We start from the raw sequence: 14343 nt of genomic DNA, 5'->3' as shown, positions 1-14343 counted from the left end.
ATTGTGTTGTTTATCTCGGTTTAAAATAATTCTAGGGCATAATGAAATTAACACAAAAAATATATATCTGTTTTTTATCATTAATTTTATCTGGTTGTTATACCACACAATTTTTAACGGAACCCAATTATCCAACAGAAGCTGCTTTAGTTGCTAATGCATATGAAAATGGATTAAGTGCAGATATTGATATTTCATATGAACAAGCTTTCAATCATTTGAAACAAGCTTATCAGCAGTGTGTTGCATTTACGACAGAAGAAGATTTGGTTTATAGCGATAATCGTTTGGAGGAGCATTTAGAAATGGGCACAATTTTTATTAAAGTTTATCCAAATCAATTTTTGCAGAAAACACTTGTGGAAGGGCTTACAGACCATAAAACTAGAATTACTTTGTTTTTACCAAGAGCATATCCTTATGCTCAGTCTCGGTTTAAACGTGATTTAATACGAGCTTTAGGTCAGGACCCTGAATGTAATATTGGTGTTGTTGTACCTGTAAAAAATTAAACCTTTTCAGGAAATTCTTTTTTTACACCACCACCATAACTCGCAAAACGTGGTGTTTCACGATTGAAAACTGGTGCATTATTCGGCCAAGGCCATTTACCAAAGCGAGTATTACGATAGCGTAAAAATGCTTGATCAAGTTCTGTATCACTATTAAGTACAAAAGGACCACGCATTGCGACAGGTGCACCAATAGGTTCACCTTCTAACCATAAAATACGAGCTTCCTGATCTCCTGCAATTAGATGAATATCATCATCTGGTTTAAGTTCTACAAGATGCTTAAATCCAATGGATGTATCAGCAATATTGAGTGTACTTCCTTGATAAAAATAGGCAAATCTTGTTGAAGTTGAAGTTGTTGCTGGAATTGTAAGTTCAGCGTTGGCATCTAAAGTAATTAAATAAATATTAACTTTATTTTCATCTGCTGCTGCCCATGAATGAGGTGGTCTTTCTAACGCTTTTTGTTGCTTAAATTTTCCAGAAATTACACGAACATCACTTTTTAATCCTTGAGATGTTTCATGAATTATATGAGGAATATGCTCACGCCAAAACATTTTATAGTCAGCAGGCTGTTTCTTTTGTTCTGGTGATGAATTAAACCAAATTTGGAATAATTCAAATGGATTCGCTTTATCTTGATGAATTAGGGGAAACATTTCACAGTGTTCAACACCATGACCAGTACTTAACCATTGAACATCGCCAGCGGCATATCGTCCACCATTTCCTAACGAATCAAAATGATCGACATAACCTTGTTCAACAAGTGTAATTGTTTCAAAACCTGTATGAGGATGCTCAGGAAATCCTGGAACAACATCACCATAGTACATATTATATTCTTGCTGAGTTGCAGGCGTTGCTGGACCTAAATTGGCATTACCTTGCGGATAATGATCAATATGATGAGCGGTAAAAATAAATGGATCTTTTAAATCTAAACGAAATGTAATTGGAGTAATGTTGTAAATGGATTTAGATGACATTCGATCTTCTCCCTAAAGTTATTTTGATGTTTTTATCAAACATTTTATTAATTTAGTGATTTTGTTAATAAAAATCTACCGATAAACTGTAAGAAAATAAATATGATAGCGTACCTACCAATTTCCTACCTTTATTGAATTAGTATGTTTCTTATTGCGTGAATAAGTAATTGAAGTGAAAAAACAAGGAGAACAGCATGGCTAAAATGATGAAGGCAGCAGTGGTTACTGAGTTTAATCAGCCATTAAAAATCATGGAAGTTGAAATACCAAAAGTGACAGCTGGAAAAGTCCTCGTTAAGGTAGTGGCAACAGGTGTTTGTCATACAGATTTACATGCAATGCATGGTGATTGGCCAATTAAACCAACATTACCATTTATTCCAGGACATGAAGGTGTAGGTGAAGTTGTTGAAATTGGAGAAGGTATTCATCACTTAAAAGTTGGTGATACTGTAGGAATTCCATGGTTATATTCAGCTTGTGGGCATTGTGATCACTGTTATGCAGGTTGGGAAACTTTATGTAAGTCTCAACAAAATTCAGGTTATTCAGTCAATGGAAGCTTTGCTGAATATTGCCTAGCGGATGGTGATTATGTTGGTGTGATTCCAGATGGTGTTGATTTACTAGAAATTGCTCTAATTCTTTGCGCAGGTGTTACGGTTTACAAAGGTTTGAAGATGACTGATGCTAAAACTGGTGATTGGGTTGCAATTTCATGAATTGGTGGATTAGGTCATGTTGCTGTGCAATATGCAAAAACAATGGGATTCAATGTTGTTGCTATTGATGTTGATGATTCGAAATTAGAACTTGCAAAAAGTTTAGGTGCTGATGTTGGTATTAATGCATTAACAACCAATGTTAAAGATGCTGTTTTACAAGCAACAGGTGATGGTTGTCACGGTGTATTAGTTACGGCAGTTTCTCCAAAAGCTTTTGAACAAGCAGTTTCTATCATTCGTCGTGGCGGTACAATGGTGTTGAACGGTTTACCACCGGGTAAGTTTGATCTTTCTATCTTTGATATGGTTCTAGATGGAATTACAGTGAGAGGTTCAATTGTTGGCACACGCCTAGATTTGAAAGAAGCTTTAGATATTGCTGCTAAAGGAAAAGTTAAAGCACATATTAGTGTGGAACCACTTGAAAATATTAATGATATTTTTAATCGAATGGAACATGGGAAAATTGATGGCCGTATTGTGATTGATTTACGTCGTTCATAACATTTTTAAAGACCAATTTGATTTTTAAATTGGTCTTTTATTATTATTGAAACTTAATTTTCAGCTTCGTTTGATGAAGGTTCCTGACTATTATTCATCACCATTTGAGCAAGTTTTAGCATTTCAGTTTGAATGTTTCCAAGTTGTTGCTCAAAATTTTTGAAATCTTGCTCAGAAAAATTATGTTGACCATTTAAATAAGAAGATTTAAGAGCTTGTTCATTCGTCTGTATAAGTTGTTTGCGAATATTATTAATTTCTTCGCTTTTTAATTCTAATTTTGCTAGTGCATCATTAAATGTAGTCAATTGTTGTTTTAAGTTTTCTACAGATGTTGTAAGTAGTGATTGATCTTTATTTTGAAGTGCGGTTTGAAGTTCATACTTTGTATGTTGCAACTGTTCAATATAGTCATTTGAGCTCATTTGAAAGTCTGCTACATCACGAATGATATAAAACATATTGCCACTTCTAAATTCAGATGTTTCAGATTTATTTTCAGCTGCTTCTATAGATGTATTTTCTGATTCTTGCAGTGATGAAACTTTAGATTGATCACATCCAATAAGCAGTATGCCAATACTAAAAAGACAAACTGGAGCAAGCACATCTTGCAGCAATTTTTTCATAAAAATAGACATCCTGTATTTAAAACTCAAATAGATAAAAGTAATTCTGACATCAAAATATTACAGGAAGTTGAAATTATAAAAATGAATAAAAAGAGCACATGTTGTGCTCTTTTATAATCCATTTGTAACTGATAGATCATTTTTAATTAAATAGAATACTTAATTATTTAATTCACGATTGATTGCATCAATAATACGTGCATCATCAGCTTGAATATCTGGTGCAAAGCGTGCAATAACTTCCCCATTTTTATTGACTAAGAATTTTTCAAAATTCCATAAAACTTCAGGTGGATTATTGGGTGTTAAGCCGTAATCAACAAGGTCTTTCCACCAAGGTCCTTCACCAATTCGTTCAGGAATAGCATGAGTTAAGGTCTGATATAATGGATGAATATCTGAACCAGCAACTGAAATTTTTGCAAAAAGAGGGAAGTTAATTTGATAATTAATAGAACAAAATTCTTGAATTTCTTCATTTGAACCAGGTTCTTGTTCTAAAAAGTTGTTTGCAGGAAAACCTAAAATTTCTAAGCCTTCATTTTTCTTTGCTTGATATAGTTTTTGTAAACCTTCATATTGTGGTGTTAACCCACATTTTGATGCGACATTTACAATAAGTAGCACTTTTCCTTCAAATTGATTGAGCGTGGTTTCTTCACCTTGAATGGTTTTTAGGGGGATGTTATATACTGAAGTCATTTCAAGATCCTAATAAAGTTTATCTCAATGTTGTATCTTGATTTAAGATCCACAACAAGATCTATTGTTCTACATTTAAAATTTTTTCGTATAAATAGTATGTTTATTATTTATAGATAAATGAAATTGTATAAAAAAAAGTCTATTATATCTAAAAATGCTGTAAGGTACTTTTGAGTATATAAATATAAAAAAATTGATATTTATAATATGGTAAAAATTGTTCAATATATATATCCAAATTTTTGAATATGAAAATTAAATGCTAATAAAAAATGACAATATGCGCTTTGCACTGTTTTTACCTTTAGTTGCTGTTTTTATTTGGTCCCTTAATATTGTAGTGACACGTTATGTTACTGAATTTATTTCTCCTGTCAGTATTAGCTTTTATCGTTGGTTTATTGCTTTTATTATTTTAACGCCATTTATGTTGCTGAGAGTTTGGAAAAATAGGCAACTTATCGCTCAACATTGGCAGCATTTAGCAATTTTATCTGCTTTTGGTATGGTGCTATATCAGGGCTTGAGCTATACAGCAGCACATTATACCTCTGCAACCAATATGGGTATTATTAATGCCTTTATTCCTATTTTTACAATTTTTGTTTCTATTTTTATTTTGAAAGAATGGCCTAATCGGTTTGGTTTTTTAGGTTGTTTAATTTCATTTAGTGGGTTGTTATTGGTAATTACTCAAGGAAAATTTTATCAATTATTACAATTTGGTGGTCATATCGGTGACTTGATGATGATTGTCGCTGTCTTTTTTTATGCATTTTATGGCGTGTTTTTAAGAAAATGGCAATTACAGATTCCTTTATTTATTAGCTTATATATTCAAATTACATTTGCTGTTGTGTATCACATTCCTTTCCTTTTATGGTTTGGTCTAGATGCTATTAATCATCAAAATATGCTAAGTGTTCTATATGCGGGAATATTTCCATCCTTAATAGCACCTTTAGTATGGATGCTCGCAATCCAAAACCTAGGACCAAATAGAACAAGTATTTTTATGAACTTAACACCAATTTGTACAGCAGTTATTGCTTATTTTTGGTTAAAAGAAGATTGGACGATTTACCATACTTTAGGAACATTAATGGCAATTGGGGGGGTAATGGTCGCTCAAAGGAGGATTGCTTCATAGAATAAAGAGGGTGGTTGTTATTGATATTAATTTTAAATAATGATAATTTAATCTCATTATTAAATAATAGAAAAATATGTGATTTGTTTATATAATGATCAAATAAAATAAAGTTTACAAAAATAGTCGGGTAAGAAAATAAAAACTTATAATTTATAAATAATACATTTGTTGAAAAAGTAACAACAAAATAGATACATAAGTTTATCTATTCGGTAAAATTTATATTTAACAATACTTATTTTCTATATATTAATATCTAATATGTATTTCATTTTGTAATTATATTGCTAGATAATTCGCGTCGTTGAATAGTTAAACGTTTGAAATTAATCGAAGTTTTTCTTATTCCAAGGATTCTCGAACCCTCTGGATGTGATTACACATCCTTTTTATGCTCAACCATCCCTATATGGTTGAGCTTTTTTTTATCTAAAGTTTTATATTTTAAATAAGTGTTCAGGCGCGAATAATTTCACCTGTTTCAGCATCAATAATTCGACTTGGCTCATGACTTAAACCTAAATCACCATTGAGATAATCTAATTCTTGATGAAAATACAGGGTCGCATCTTGTAATGATCGTGCAGGACTTAAGCCTGCTGTATTTGCACTAGTTGATACAATAAAGCCATTAAATGCACGACATAATGCAACGCAAAGTGGATGAGTTGTAACGCGAACAGCAACTTTTGTGTGAGCACCTTTGATCCATGTAGGAATATGATCACCTGCAGGGAGTAACCAAGTAGTTGCACGTTCTGTTGGCTTTCGATCAGTCCAAGATTGAATCACTTTTTCACGCATTTCTTCACTTAAAGATGCTAGTAAATGCTCTACTTGTGAAATATGACCTGCCAAGAGAATGACGCCTTTTTCAATTGGGCGTTGTTTTAATCTTAAAATTTCTTGAAATGCATTTTCATTGTAAGGATCACAACCTAAACCCCAAACTGCTTCTGTAGGATAAGCAAGAACTTTACCTTGTTGTAGGAGAGTTGCGGCTTCAGTTGCAGATGTTGTAATCATGGAAAAATCACCTAAAGAGAATTAAGTGACTATTTTGAACCTTATTAAATAGAACGACAACGTAAATATAGACCCGATTGTTGCATACATATTCCTAATAGTTCTAATTCCATTAAGTGACTTGTTAAGATAGGAATATCTACTTTTAAATGAGTAGCTAATTGATCAATATTTTGTCCATTCCAGTCTAGCTGTTGATATAAAGCTAATAAATGTTCAGGAATTTTAAGATTTTCTTGTGTTAATGAAGATTGTATTTTTTGGTGGTGCCATTGGATAGGAAGTGCTAAATCTTCAATAATTTGTTCAGGATGATCTACTAAAATAGCACCTTCTCGAATAAGTGAATGGCAACCTCTATGAGATTCATTATAAATATGTCCTGGTGTGACAAAAATACTACGGCCTTGTTCTGCAGCAAGCTTTGCTGTAATTAATGATCCACTATTTAAACTGGCTTCTGTGATGAGTACACCTAAACTTAATCCACTTACAATACGGTTTCGTCTTGGAAAGTTGTGTTGTAATGGTTTTGTAAATGGTAAAAATTCAGTAATGATGGTTCCTTGTTGAATAAGTATTTCTTGTCGCAATTTTAAATTTTGAATGGGATATTTTTGATCAATTCCAGTACCCATAACAGCAATCGTTCTTTGATTTTTGAGAGAACCTTGGTGAGCTGCCTCATCAATACCTTGCGCTAATCCACTTGTAATATAAAAGCCTTGATGACTTAAATAATGAGCAAAATCATAAGTAATTTGAAGTCCATATTGAGTTGCTTTACGGCTTCCAACAATGGCTATTTGTGGTTGCAACAGTGCTTGAATATTACCTTGTCCAAATAAAATAGGTGGTCTGTCCTCATAAGGAAGTAATTGCGTAGGATAGAGGTGGTCTTGATCTGTTAGAACAAAATCACAATATTGTTGAATAGTGTAGAAAATTTTTTGAAGATGCTTTTGTGTTTCTATGTTTTGTAGTTGTTTAAATCTTTCAATATGGTTTTTATGAAGCCCTAAATTTTGCCATGTCGTGATTTGTTGAGGTTGAAGGGCATCATTTAGATTTTTAAAATAGTTTTGGATTTTATAAAAACTCGGTAATGAATGCTGAACCACATACCACAAACTAATGCTATTTATTTGATGCTGAGATAAATGGTCCAACATAGATTATTTCCTTTTAATCTAACATGATAGATGGTGATAATGTGGCATCAAGATGAATAGGAATTTGGCTATCAAGAACATAGGCATAGCTAAGATGATCAAAAATTTGAATGATCATAAGGTTGCCAATTCGCTCTGATGGTAGTTGAACTTTTTTATGTGTTCTTGGATCTGTTGTAAGTTGTCCTGCTTGATTAATAGCAAAAACATCACCAACTTTGACGCCATCTAATTGACCTAAATTAATCGTGACAATGCTTTTTGTTGCTGCTGCACTCAGAGAGTCGTGAATACGAATAATTTTTCCATAAGATGGAATATTCTCTGCATAGGTTGGATAAAACATGGTTGGATATAAAACTTCGTGCTCTGGTAAAACATAGTCACCACGACGTACTTCTTGTTGATATGAGTTTGTGATTTTTAATGTGCTGATATCATTTGATGATTCTATTACGACACCTGATGCAACCTGTGCAAGCTCAATTCCTGCATTAGTTTTGTGATCTTTTTCATTATTTACAACATAAGGTTTTCCTTCTGCATAAATTCCATAATTTTGCCCAATTTTAAGGTTAGCTCCTTTGATATAAACATTTTGCCCTGCACCTGCAATTACACGTTGATCTGCAATTCCAACAATATAAGGCGTATTTTTAAGTGTATTTTCAGAAACGATAAATGATCGGTCTAACCAAGGTTTAATATTCTCTAAAGGGATGATGGGGATAGTATTGTGGAGTGCTTCTATACGAACTTGAGGAGATAAAGTCCGTGAGTGATTGGTGTGGCGATGAATAATTCCTGTACATCCATCACCCTCATCTTTTCCTATAATAGGTTGCCCTTGATAGTGGCAAACAAGTAGGCGATCATTTGGGAAAATCCAATGAGGATTTTTTACATGTTTATTACTTGCCCAAACCTCAGGCCATCTTAGTGGATTATTAAGTAATTTTTTTGAAATATCCCAAAGCGTATCACCTTTTTTTACCAAATAAACATTGGGAGCATTTGCTTTCAAAGTAGGTGGATTAATATTACGAGCAATGTCTGCATATATATTAGATGAGATGCTTAACCCTACACTAATAATTAGAGCTAGAAGCAAAAAATATTTTTGAAACCCCAAGGCACTGATAAATGATGTGCCATTCAAACCCTTTTTCATTATCATAATTCCTAAAACTACGTTTAGTTGCTGTATAATATGGACCTTACACAGAATTTTTTTAGATGAAGTATCTCTTCATTTTGGTTTTAATCAATGGCATAAGTGAGGACGCAATATGGCCTTATTACCTATTTTAAGTTTTCCTGATCCACGTCTTCGTACCATTGCAGAACCTGTCGAAGAAGTGACTGATGAAATTCGTCAACTTGCTGCAGATATGTTTGAAACCATGTACGAAGCACCTGGTATTGGTTTAGCAGCAACACAGATAGATCGTCATATTCAATTAATTGTTATGGATTTATCTGAGGATAAAAATCAGCCTTTAGTTTTTATTAATCCTAAAATTACACCTTTAACAGAAGAAACCCAACCTTATGAAGAGGGGTGTCTTTCTGTTCCTCAAATATACGATAAAGTTGAGCGTCCGTCACGTGTAAAAATTGAAGCAATTAATCTTGAAGGTCAATCATTTACAATGGAAGCGGATGGCTTGTTAGCTGTATGTATTCAACATGAGATGGATCACTTGAATGGTAAACTATTTGTGGATTATCTATCACCTTTGAAGCGTCAAAGAGCACGTGAAAAAGTTGAAAAAGTCGTTCGTCAAAGGCAGAAAGTTTTAGCGAAACGTTAAGTAATTTTTCTTCAATAATTTGTAAGCAAAGCTCAATTTATATTGAGCTTTGCTATAATATGCTATAGACAAATTTTTGGATTTGCTTTTGCTACTACGCGTTGGGTTGCTATTTTCATTTATAGCAGTGTTTTTACAGATTGCTGTTTTTTTACAGCCTTTATTACCTAGGCAATATCAAGTTGCTCCAGTGTGTGAAACGATTACGCGTGCACTTTTAACAAAGCCAGTTGTAGAAATTAGTCATACTTCTCATCAGTCTCATTCCCATCATTTAGCATCTGTAAGCGAACAACATCTCAATGGACATGCTGAGCATGATGCAAACCATCAATGTCAATATTGTACGGTATATGGGAATTTGGTTTTACCTCCAGATCTAGAATTAAAAGAAGTCCTTGATCGTATTCAAATTCGTTTAGTGGCATTCCAAAAGACATTTAGTCATATTTGGTTTGTTTTACAGCGTCTTTTTTTAATTCCTCAGGGGCGAGCCCCGCCACTTTTTGCATAAATCTAATCGTTAAATTTGGGGTCTTCATTGACTTCAGCCGAATATTATTTATGAAATGAGTGAAAAAAATGGCTCAACCAAAATTCTTTTTACAGCCTCTTGCGGCTGCGATCTGTGTTGCATGTTATTCAGGTATTACATTTGCAGAAACAGCTATTCAACCGACTGTGAATAGCAGTGAAATTGAAACATTGGCACCTATTGTTGCTACAGCAATTCAAGGAAACGATGCGAATGGTTTAATTGTACGTGCTGATCCAAAACAACCAACACAACCAATTCCTGCTTCTGATGGCGCTGATTATTTACAAAGTATTGTGGGTTTTAACTCTGTAAATAGTGGTGCAGGTACAAATGGTGATGTGACATTCCGAGGTATGTTTGGTTCACGTATTAAAATTCTAACTGATGGGACAGAAAATTTAGGTGCATGTCCAAGTCGTATGGATTCACCAACATCTTATATCTCACCAGAAAGTTATGATCGTATTTCTGTAATTAAAGGACCTCAAACTGTTCAATATGCTAATACAGGTTCTGCAGCGACAGTTTTATTTGAAAGACTTCCAGAAAAATTTGATGAAGATAAAAACTATCGTGGTTTAGCAAGTGTATTACTTGGATCTTATGGTCGATTAGATCATAACGTTGAAGCTACGGTTGGTGATGAAAAAAAATATATTCGTTTAAATGCCAATCGTTCTGTTTCAGATAGTTATGAAGATGGTAATGGGAATACTGTTCCATCTGATTGGAAACGTTGGAATGCTGATCTTGCATTAGGTTGGACACCAAATGAAGATACATGGATTGAATTGACTGGTGGCAAAGGTGATGGTGAAGCTGTCTATGCAGGTCGAATGATGGATGGTTCTAAGTTTGCACGTGAAAGTTTAGGTTTACGTGTAGAAAAGAAAAATGTAACAGATGTCATTAAAAAAATTGAAGCTCAAGTTAATTATAGTTATAACGATCATGTAATGGATAACTATAGTTTACGTGAATTTAAACCGACTCATATGATGTCCATGCCAATGGCAACAAATGTTGCGCGTAAAACTTTAAATGCACGTATGGCAGTTACACATGAGTGGGATAAACTTCAGTTTATTACTGGTTTTGATACGCAAAATAATGAACATAGTATTCGAAAATCAACTCATACATCAGCATACCAAGATCAGCCTCGTTTAAAAGATATGAAATTTAGTTCATATGGGGCATTTGGTGAGTTAAGTTATGATTTAGGTGGTGATAATAAACTTGTAACAGGTCTTCGTGTAGATCAGGTTGAAGTAAAAGATAAACGCCCAGAAACTGTAAGATATAATCAAAAACTTGATAAAACTTTACCAAGTGCTTTTATACGTTTGGAAAACAGCCATCCTGAGCATGATGATGGTAAGACTTATATCGGTTTAGGTTATGTAGAACGTATGCCTGATTATTGGGAATTGATTTCACCAAAATCTGGCAATGGTTCAGCAGATACTTTTAATAATGTGGATACTGAAAAAACCATACAGTTAGATGTAGGCTATCAACATGAGCATGGTGCGATTAGCTCATGGGTTTCGGCTTATGCAGGAATGATTAAAGATTACATTCTAATTCAATACAGTGGTATGGCTGGAATGATGAGTGCAAATAGTCGAAATGTAGATGCAACTATCGCAGGTGCTGAAGCAGGTATAGGTTATCAATTTACTGATGCAATTCAGGCAGATGTAAGTGCAATGTATGCATGGGGTAAAAATACAACCGACCATACACCATTACCACAAATTTCACCTTTAGAAGGTCGCTTTAATTTACGTTATATTCAAGATAAATATAATGTAGGTTTATTCTGGCGTGTTGTTGCAGCTCAAAATCGAATTACAATCAATGAAGGAAATATTGTTGGTTATGATATGAAAGATAGTGCTGGGTTTACGACATTGGCTATTAATGGAACTTATCATATTCAAGAAGGTGTAGATTTATCTGTTGGCATCGATAATTTATTAAATAAAACATATACCGAACATCTTAATAAAGCAGGTAGTTCAGGTTTTGGTTTTGCAAGTAATGAGCAATTTAATAATATTGGACGAAATTATTGGGCACGAATTTCAATGAAATTCTAATAGAGAAAAGGCGAAATATTTATTTCGCCTTTTTTATATACATGAAAAGATCATTTTTTGACTTTGGAGGATGGAAAAACAACAGAAAATGTATATTAAAAATACAAACACTGGTTAATTTTTTAATTATATTCATATAAATCAGTTGGTTGTGTTTAATTTAAAAAGGTTTTTAAATTAATAAAAAATAAAATTTAAAAAAATGAAAAATAATAAATCATATAAATTAATGACTTAGTATTTGGTGGGTTTAAAAAAAATACATTCAATAAAAATATTTTAAAAATAGTGTTGCAACGTATAGGAAATGCTGTAGAATGCACATCCATCGGCGGTGATGAAGATTAAAACTTCTGATAAAACAGCAACTTAGCACAAAGTGTTGGGGTTGTGTTTTAGAAAGAAAGTTTAAAATAATTTGAATTACTAGTTGACTTTCTGGAAATAGAGAGTAATATAGCCGACCTAGCTTGCTACTGACGAAGTAGTAAGAAGATCATTAAGAGATTATGAAGAACAACTTGTGTGGATTTTTACTAGTTGATCAATCGAATATATTTTCATTGATTGAATGGTAGAAATTACTCGAAGTTTATTTGAGAAATATTTGTCAGAAAATTGATGAGCCAAGATTGGTAGCCATAAGCTACTACTGATTTTAAACTGAAGAGTTTGATCATGGCTCAGATTGAACGCTGGCGGCAGGCTTAACACATGCAAGTCGAGCGGGGGAAGGTAGCTTGCTACTGGACCTAGCGGCGGACGGGTGAGTAATGCTTAGGAATCTGCCTATTAGTGGGGGACAACGTTTCGAAAGGGACGCTAATACCGCATACGCCCTACGGGGGAAAGCAGGGGATCTTCGGACCTTGCGCTAATAGATGAGCCTAAGTCGGATTAGCTAGTTGGTGGGGTAAAGGCCTACCAAGGCGACGATCTGTAGCGGGTCTGAGAGGATGATCCGCCACACTGGGACTGAGACACGGCCCAGACTCCTACGGGAGGCAGCAGTGGGGAATATTGGACAATGGGCGCAAGCCTGATCCAGCCATGCCGCGTGTGTGAAGAAGGCCTTTTGGTTGTAAAGCACTTTAAGCGAGGAGGAGGCTACTTGGATTAATACTCTGAGATAGTGGACGTTACTCGCAGAATAAGCACCGGCTAACTCTGTGCCAGCAGCCGCGGTAATACAGAGGGTGCAAGCGTTAATCGGATTTACTGGGCGTAAAGCGTGCGTAGGTGGCCAATTAAGTCAAATGTGAAATCCCTGAGCTTAACTTAGGAATTGCATTCGATACTGGTTGGCTAGAGTATGGGAGAGGATGGTAGAATTCCAGGTGTAGCGGTGAAATGCGTAGAGATCTGGAGGAATACCGATGGCGAAGGCAGCCATCTGGCCTAATACTGACACTGAGGTACGAAAGCATGGGGAGCAAACAGGATTAGATACCCTGGTAGTCCATGCCGTAAACGATGTCTACTAGCCGTTGGGGCCTTTGAGGCTTTAGTGGCGCAGCTAACGCGATAAGTAGACCGCCTGGGGAGTACGGTCGCAAGACTAAAACTCAAATGAATTGACGGGGGCCCGCACAAGCGGTGGAGCATGTGGTTTAATTCGATGCAACGCGAAGAACCTTACCTGGTCTTGACATACAGAGAACTTTCCAGAGATGGATTGGTGCCTTCGGGAACTCTGATACAGGTGCTGCATGGCTGTCGTCAGCTCGTGTCGTGAGATGTTGGGTTAAGTCCCGCAACGAGCGCAACCCTTTTCCTTATTTGCCAGCGGGTTATGCCGGGAACTTTAAGGATACTGCCAGTGACAAACTGGAGGAAGGCGGGGACGACGTCAAGTCATCATGGCCCTTACGACCAGGGCTACACACGTGCTACAATGGTCGGTACAAAGGGTTGCTACCTCGCGAGAGGATGCTAATCTCAAAAAGCCGATCGTAGTCCGGATTGGAGTCTGCAACTCGACTCCATGAAGTCGGAATCGCTAGTAATCGCGGATCAGAATGCCGCGGTGAATACGTTCCCGGGCCTTGTACACACCGCCCGTCACACCATGGGAGTTTGTTGCACCAGAAGTAGGTAGTCTAACCGCAAGGAGGACGCTTACCACGGTGTGGCCGATGACTGGGGTGAAGTCGTAACAAGGTAGCCGTAGGGGAACCTGCGGCTGGATCACCTCCTTAACGAAAGATTGACGATTGGTAAGAATCCACAACAAGTTGTTCTTCATTATGATGTATCTGAGGGTCTGTAGCTCAGTTGGTTAGAGCACACGCTTGATAAGCGTGGGGTCACAAGTTCAAGTCTTGTCAGACCCACCATGACTTAGAAAGGTACATTGAATCTAAATGATAAGCTGGGGACTTAGCTTAGTTGGTAGAGCGCCTGCTTTGCACGCAGGAGGTCAGGAGTTCGACTCTCCTAGTCTCCACCATGTATTTGAA

At 35.5% G+C, this 14343-nt stretch carries 11 protein-coding genes, 2 tRNA genes, 1 rRNA gene and 1 pseudogene; 9 read left to right on the top strand and 6 right to left on the bottom strand.

Annotation, left to right across the window (positions count from 1 at the left end):
- Positions 1 to 41: 41 nt before the first annotated feature.
- Positions 42 to 512, top strand: coding sequence for a hypothetical protein (locus AOY20_RS03270; protein WP_054580532.1), 471 nt, complete (start codon positions 42 to 44; stop codon positions 510 to 512).
- Here the strand turns inward: AOY20_RS03270 and AOY20_RS03265 are convergent.
- A complete protein-coding gene (locus tag AOY20_RS03265; protein WP_054580531.1) occupies positions 509 to 1507 on the bottom strand; it encodes a pirin family protein in 999 nt (332 codons plus the stop codon). The two genes, AOY20_RS03270 and AOY20_RS03265, sit on opposite strands and share 4 nt — an antisense overlap.
- A gap of 197 nt (positions 1508 to 1704) precedes the next feature.
- Between AOY20_RS03265 and adhP the strand changes: the two are divergent.
- A pseudogene (gene adhP / locus AOY20_RS15115) lies at positions 1705 to 2739 on the top strand (alcohol dehydrogenase AdhP).
- A 53-nt stretch (positions 2740 to 2792) separates the two neighbouring features.
- On the opposite strand, the gene AOY20_RS03255 reads toward adhP, so the two are convergent.
- Together AOY20_RS03255 and AOY20_RS03250 are read right to left on the bottom strand one after the other, a co-directional pair.
- Positions 2793 to 3368 (bottom strand): hypothetical protein, encoded by a 576-nt coding sequence (locus tag AOY20_RS03255; RefSeq protein ID WP_081403413.1) that lies wholly within the window; start codon positions 3366 to 3368, stop codon positions 2793 to 2795.
- 162 nt (positions 3369 to 3530) lie between these two features.
- Complete coding sequence (locus AOY20_RS03250) at positions 3531 to 4073, bottom strand: glutathione peroxidase (protein ID WP_054580529.1); 543 nt, start codon at positions 4071 to 4073, stop codon at positions 3531 to 3533.
- A 262-nt stretch (positions 4074 to 4335) separates the two neighbouring features.
- Here AOY20_RS03250 and AOY20_RS03245 point away from each other — a divergent pair, with 262 nt between their 5' ends.
- The gene (locus AOY20_RS03245; RefSeq protein WP_054580528.1) at positions 4336 to 5226 is read left to right on the top strand and encodes a DMT family transporter; all 891 of its coding nucleotides are present in this window, start codon (positions 4336 to 4338) and stop codon (positions 5224 to 5226) included.
- Between the two features lie 459 nt (positions 5227 to 5685).
- On the opposite strand, the gene tsaC is transcribed toward AOY20_RS03245, so the two are convergent.
- From tsaC to AOY20_RS03230, 3 genes are read right to left on the bottom strand one after another with little or no spacing between them, the layout of a single operon-like run.
- Positions 5686 to 6255 (bottom strand): L-threonylcarbamoyladenylate synthase type 1 TsaC, encoded by a 570-nt coding sequence (tsaC, locus tag AOY20_RS03240; RefSeq protein ID WP_054580527.1) that lies wholly within the window; start codon positions 6253 to 6255, stop codon positions 5686 to 5688.
- A 44-nt stretch (positions 6256 to 6299) separates the two neighbouring features.
- Positions 6300 to 7427 carry a DNA-processing protein DprA gene (gene dprA, locus AOY20_RS03235; protein WP_054580526.1) on the bottom strand — a complete coding sequence of 376 codons (1128 nt, stop codon included), beginning with the start codon at positions 7425 to 7427 and terminating at the stop codon, positions 6300 to 6302.
- A gap of 13 nt (positions 7428 to 7440) precedes the next feature.
- Positions 7441 to 8598, bottom strand: coding sequence for a LysM peptidoglycan-binding domain-containing protein (locus tag AOY20_RS03230; RefSeq protein ID WP_054580525.1), 1158 nt, complete (start codon positions 8596 to 8598; stop codon positions 7441 to 7443).
- Positions 8599 to 8716: 118 nt separating this feature from the next.
- Between AOY20_RS03230 and def the strand changes: the two genes are divergently transcribed.
- The 6 genes from def (at position 8717) to AOY20_RS03200 (ending at position 14333) form a co-directional block, all read left to right on the top strand.
- Positions 8717 to 9241: a peptide deformylase gene (def, locus tag AOY20_RS03225; RefSeq protein WP_054580524.1), complete on the top strand. Its 525-nt coding sequence runs from the start codon at positions 8717 to 8719 to the stop codon at positions 9239 to 9241.
- A gap of 88 nt (positions 9242 to 9329) precedes the next feature.
- Positions 9330 to 9755: a DUF2946 family protein gene (locus AOY20_RS03220; RefSeq protein ID WP_054580523.1), complete on the top strand. Its 426-nt coding sequence runs from the start codon at positions 9330 to 9332 to the stop codon at positions 9753 to 9755.
- Between the two features lie 68 nt (positions 9756 to 9823).
- Entirely contained in the window at positions 9824 to 11884 is a 2061-nt protein-coding gene (locus AOY20_RS03215; RefSeq protein ID WP_054580522.1) for a TonB-dependent copper receptor, read from the top strand.
- 660 nt (positions 11885 to 12544) lie between these two features.
- Positions 12545 to 14082: ribosomal RNA gene (locus AOY20_RS03210) — 16S ribosomal RNA — on the top strand.
- Between the two features lie 61 nt (positions 14083 to 14143).
- Positions 14144 to 14220, top strand: a tRNA-Ile gene (locus tag AOY20_RS03205).
- 37 nt (positions 14221 to 14257) lie between these two features.
- A tRNA-Ala gene (locus tag AOY20_RS03200) sits at positions 14258 to 14333 on the top strand.
- The last annotated feature ends 10 nt before the right edge of the window (positions 14334 to 14343 follow it).

This window comes from Acinetobacter equi (assembly GCF_001307195.1).
Lineage (GTDB): Bacteria > Pseudomonadota > Gammaproteobacteria > Pseudomonadales > Moraxellaceae > Acinetobacter > Acinetobacter equi.
This window is presented reverse-complemented; position numbering and strand designations above follow the sequence as displayed.

Bases quoted from the DNA above. Each gene is read 5' to 3' on its own strand.
- AOY20_RS03270 (WP_054580532.1), top strand. From the start codon at position 42: ATGAAATTAACACAAAAAATATATATCTGTTTTTTATCATTAATTTTA.
- AOY20_RS03265 (WP_054580531.1), bottom strand. From the start codon at position 1,507: ATGTCATCTAAATCCATTTACAACATTACTCCAATTACATTTCGTTTA.
- AOY20_RS03255 (WP_081403413.1), bottom strand. From the start codon at position 3,368: ATGAAAAAATTGCTGCAAGATGTGCTTGCTCCAGTTTGTCTTTTTAGT.
- AOY20_RS03250 (WP_054580529.1), bottom strand. From the start codon at position 4,073: ATGACTTCAGTATATAACATCCCCCTAAAAACCATTCAAGGTGAAGAA.
- AOY20_RS03245 (WP_054580528.1), top strand. From the start codon at position 4,336: ATGCTAATAAAAAATGACAATATGCGCTTTGCACTGTTTTTACCTTTA.
- tsaC (WP_054580527.1), bottom strand. From the start codon at position 6,255: ATGATTACAACATCTGCAACTGAAGCCGCAACTCTCCTACAACAAGGT.
- dprA (WP_054580526.1), bottom strand. From the start codon at position 7,427: ATGTTGGACCATTTATCTCAGCATCAAATAAATAGCATTAGTTTGTGG.
- AOY20_RS03230 (WP_054580525.1), bottom strand. From the start codon at position 8,598: ATGAAAAAGGGTTTGAATGGCACATCATTTATCAGTGCCTTGGGGTTT.
- def (WP_054580524.1), top strand. From the start codon at position 8,717: ATGGCCTTATTACCTATTTTAAGTTTTCCTGATCCACGTCTTCGTACC.
- AOY20_RS03215 (WP_054580522.1), top strand. From the start codon at position 9,824: ATGGCTCAACCAAAATTCTTTTTACAGCCTCTTGCGGCTGCGATCTGT.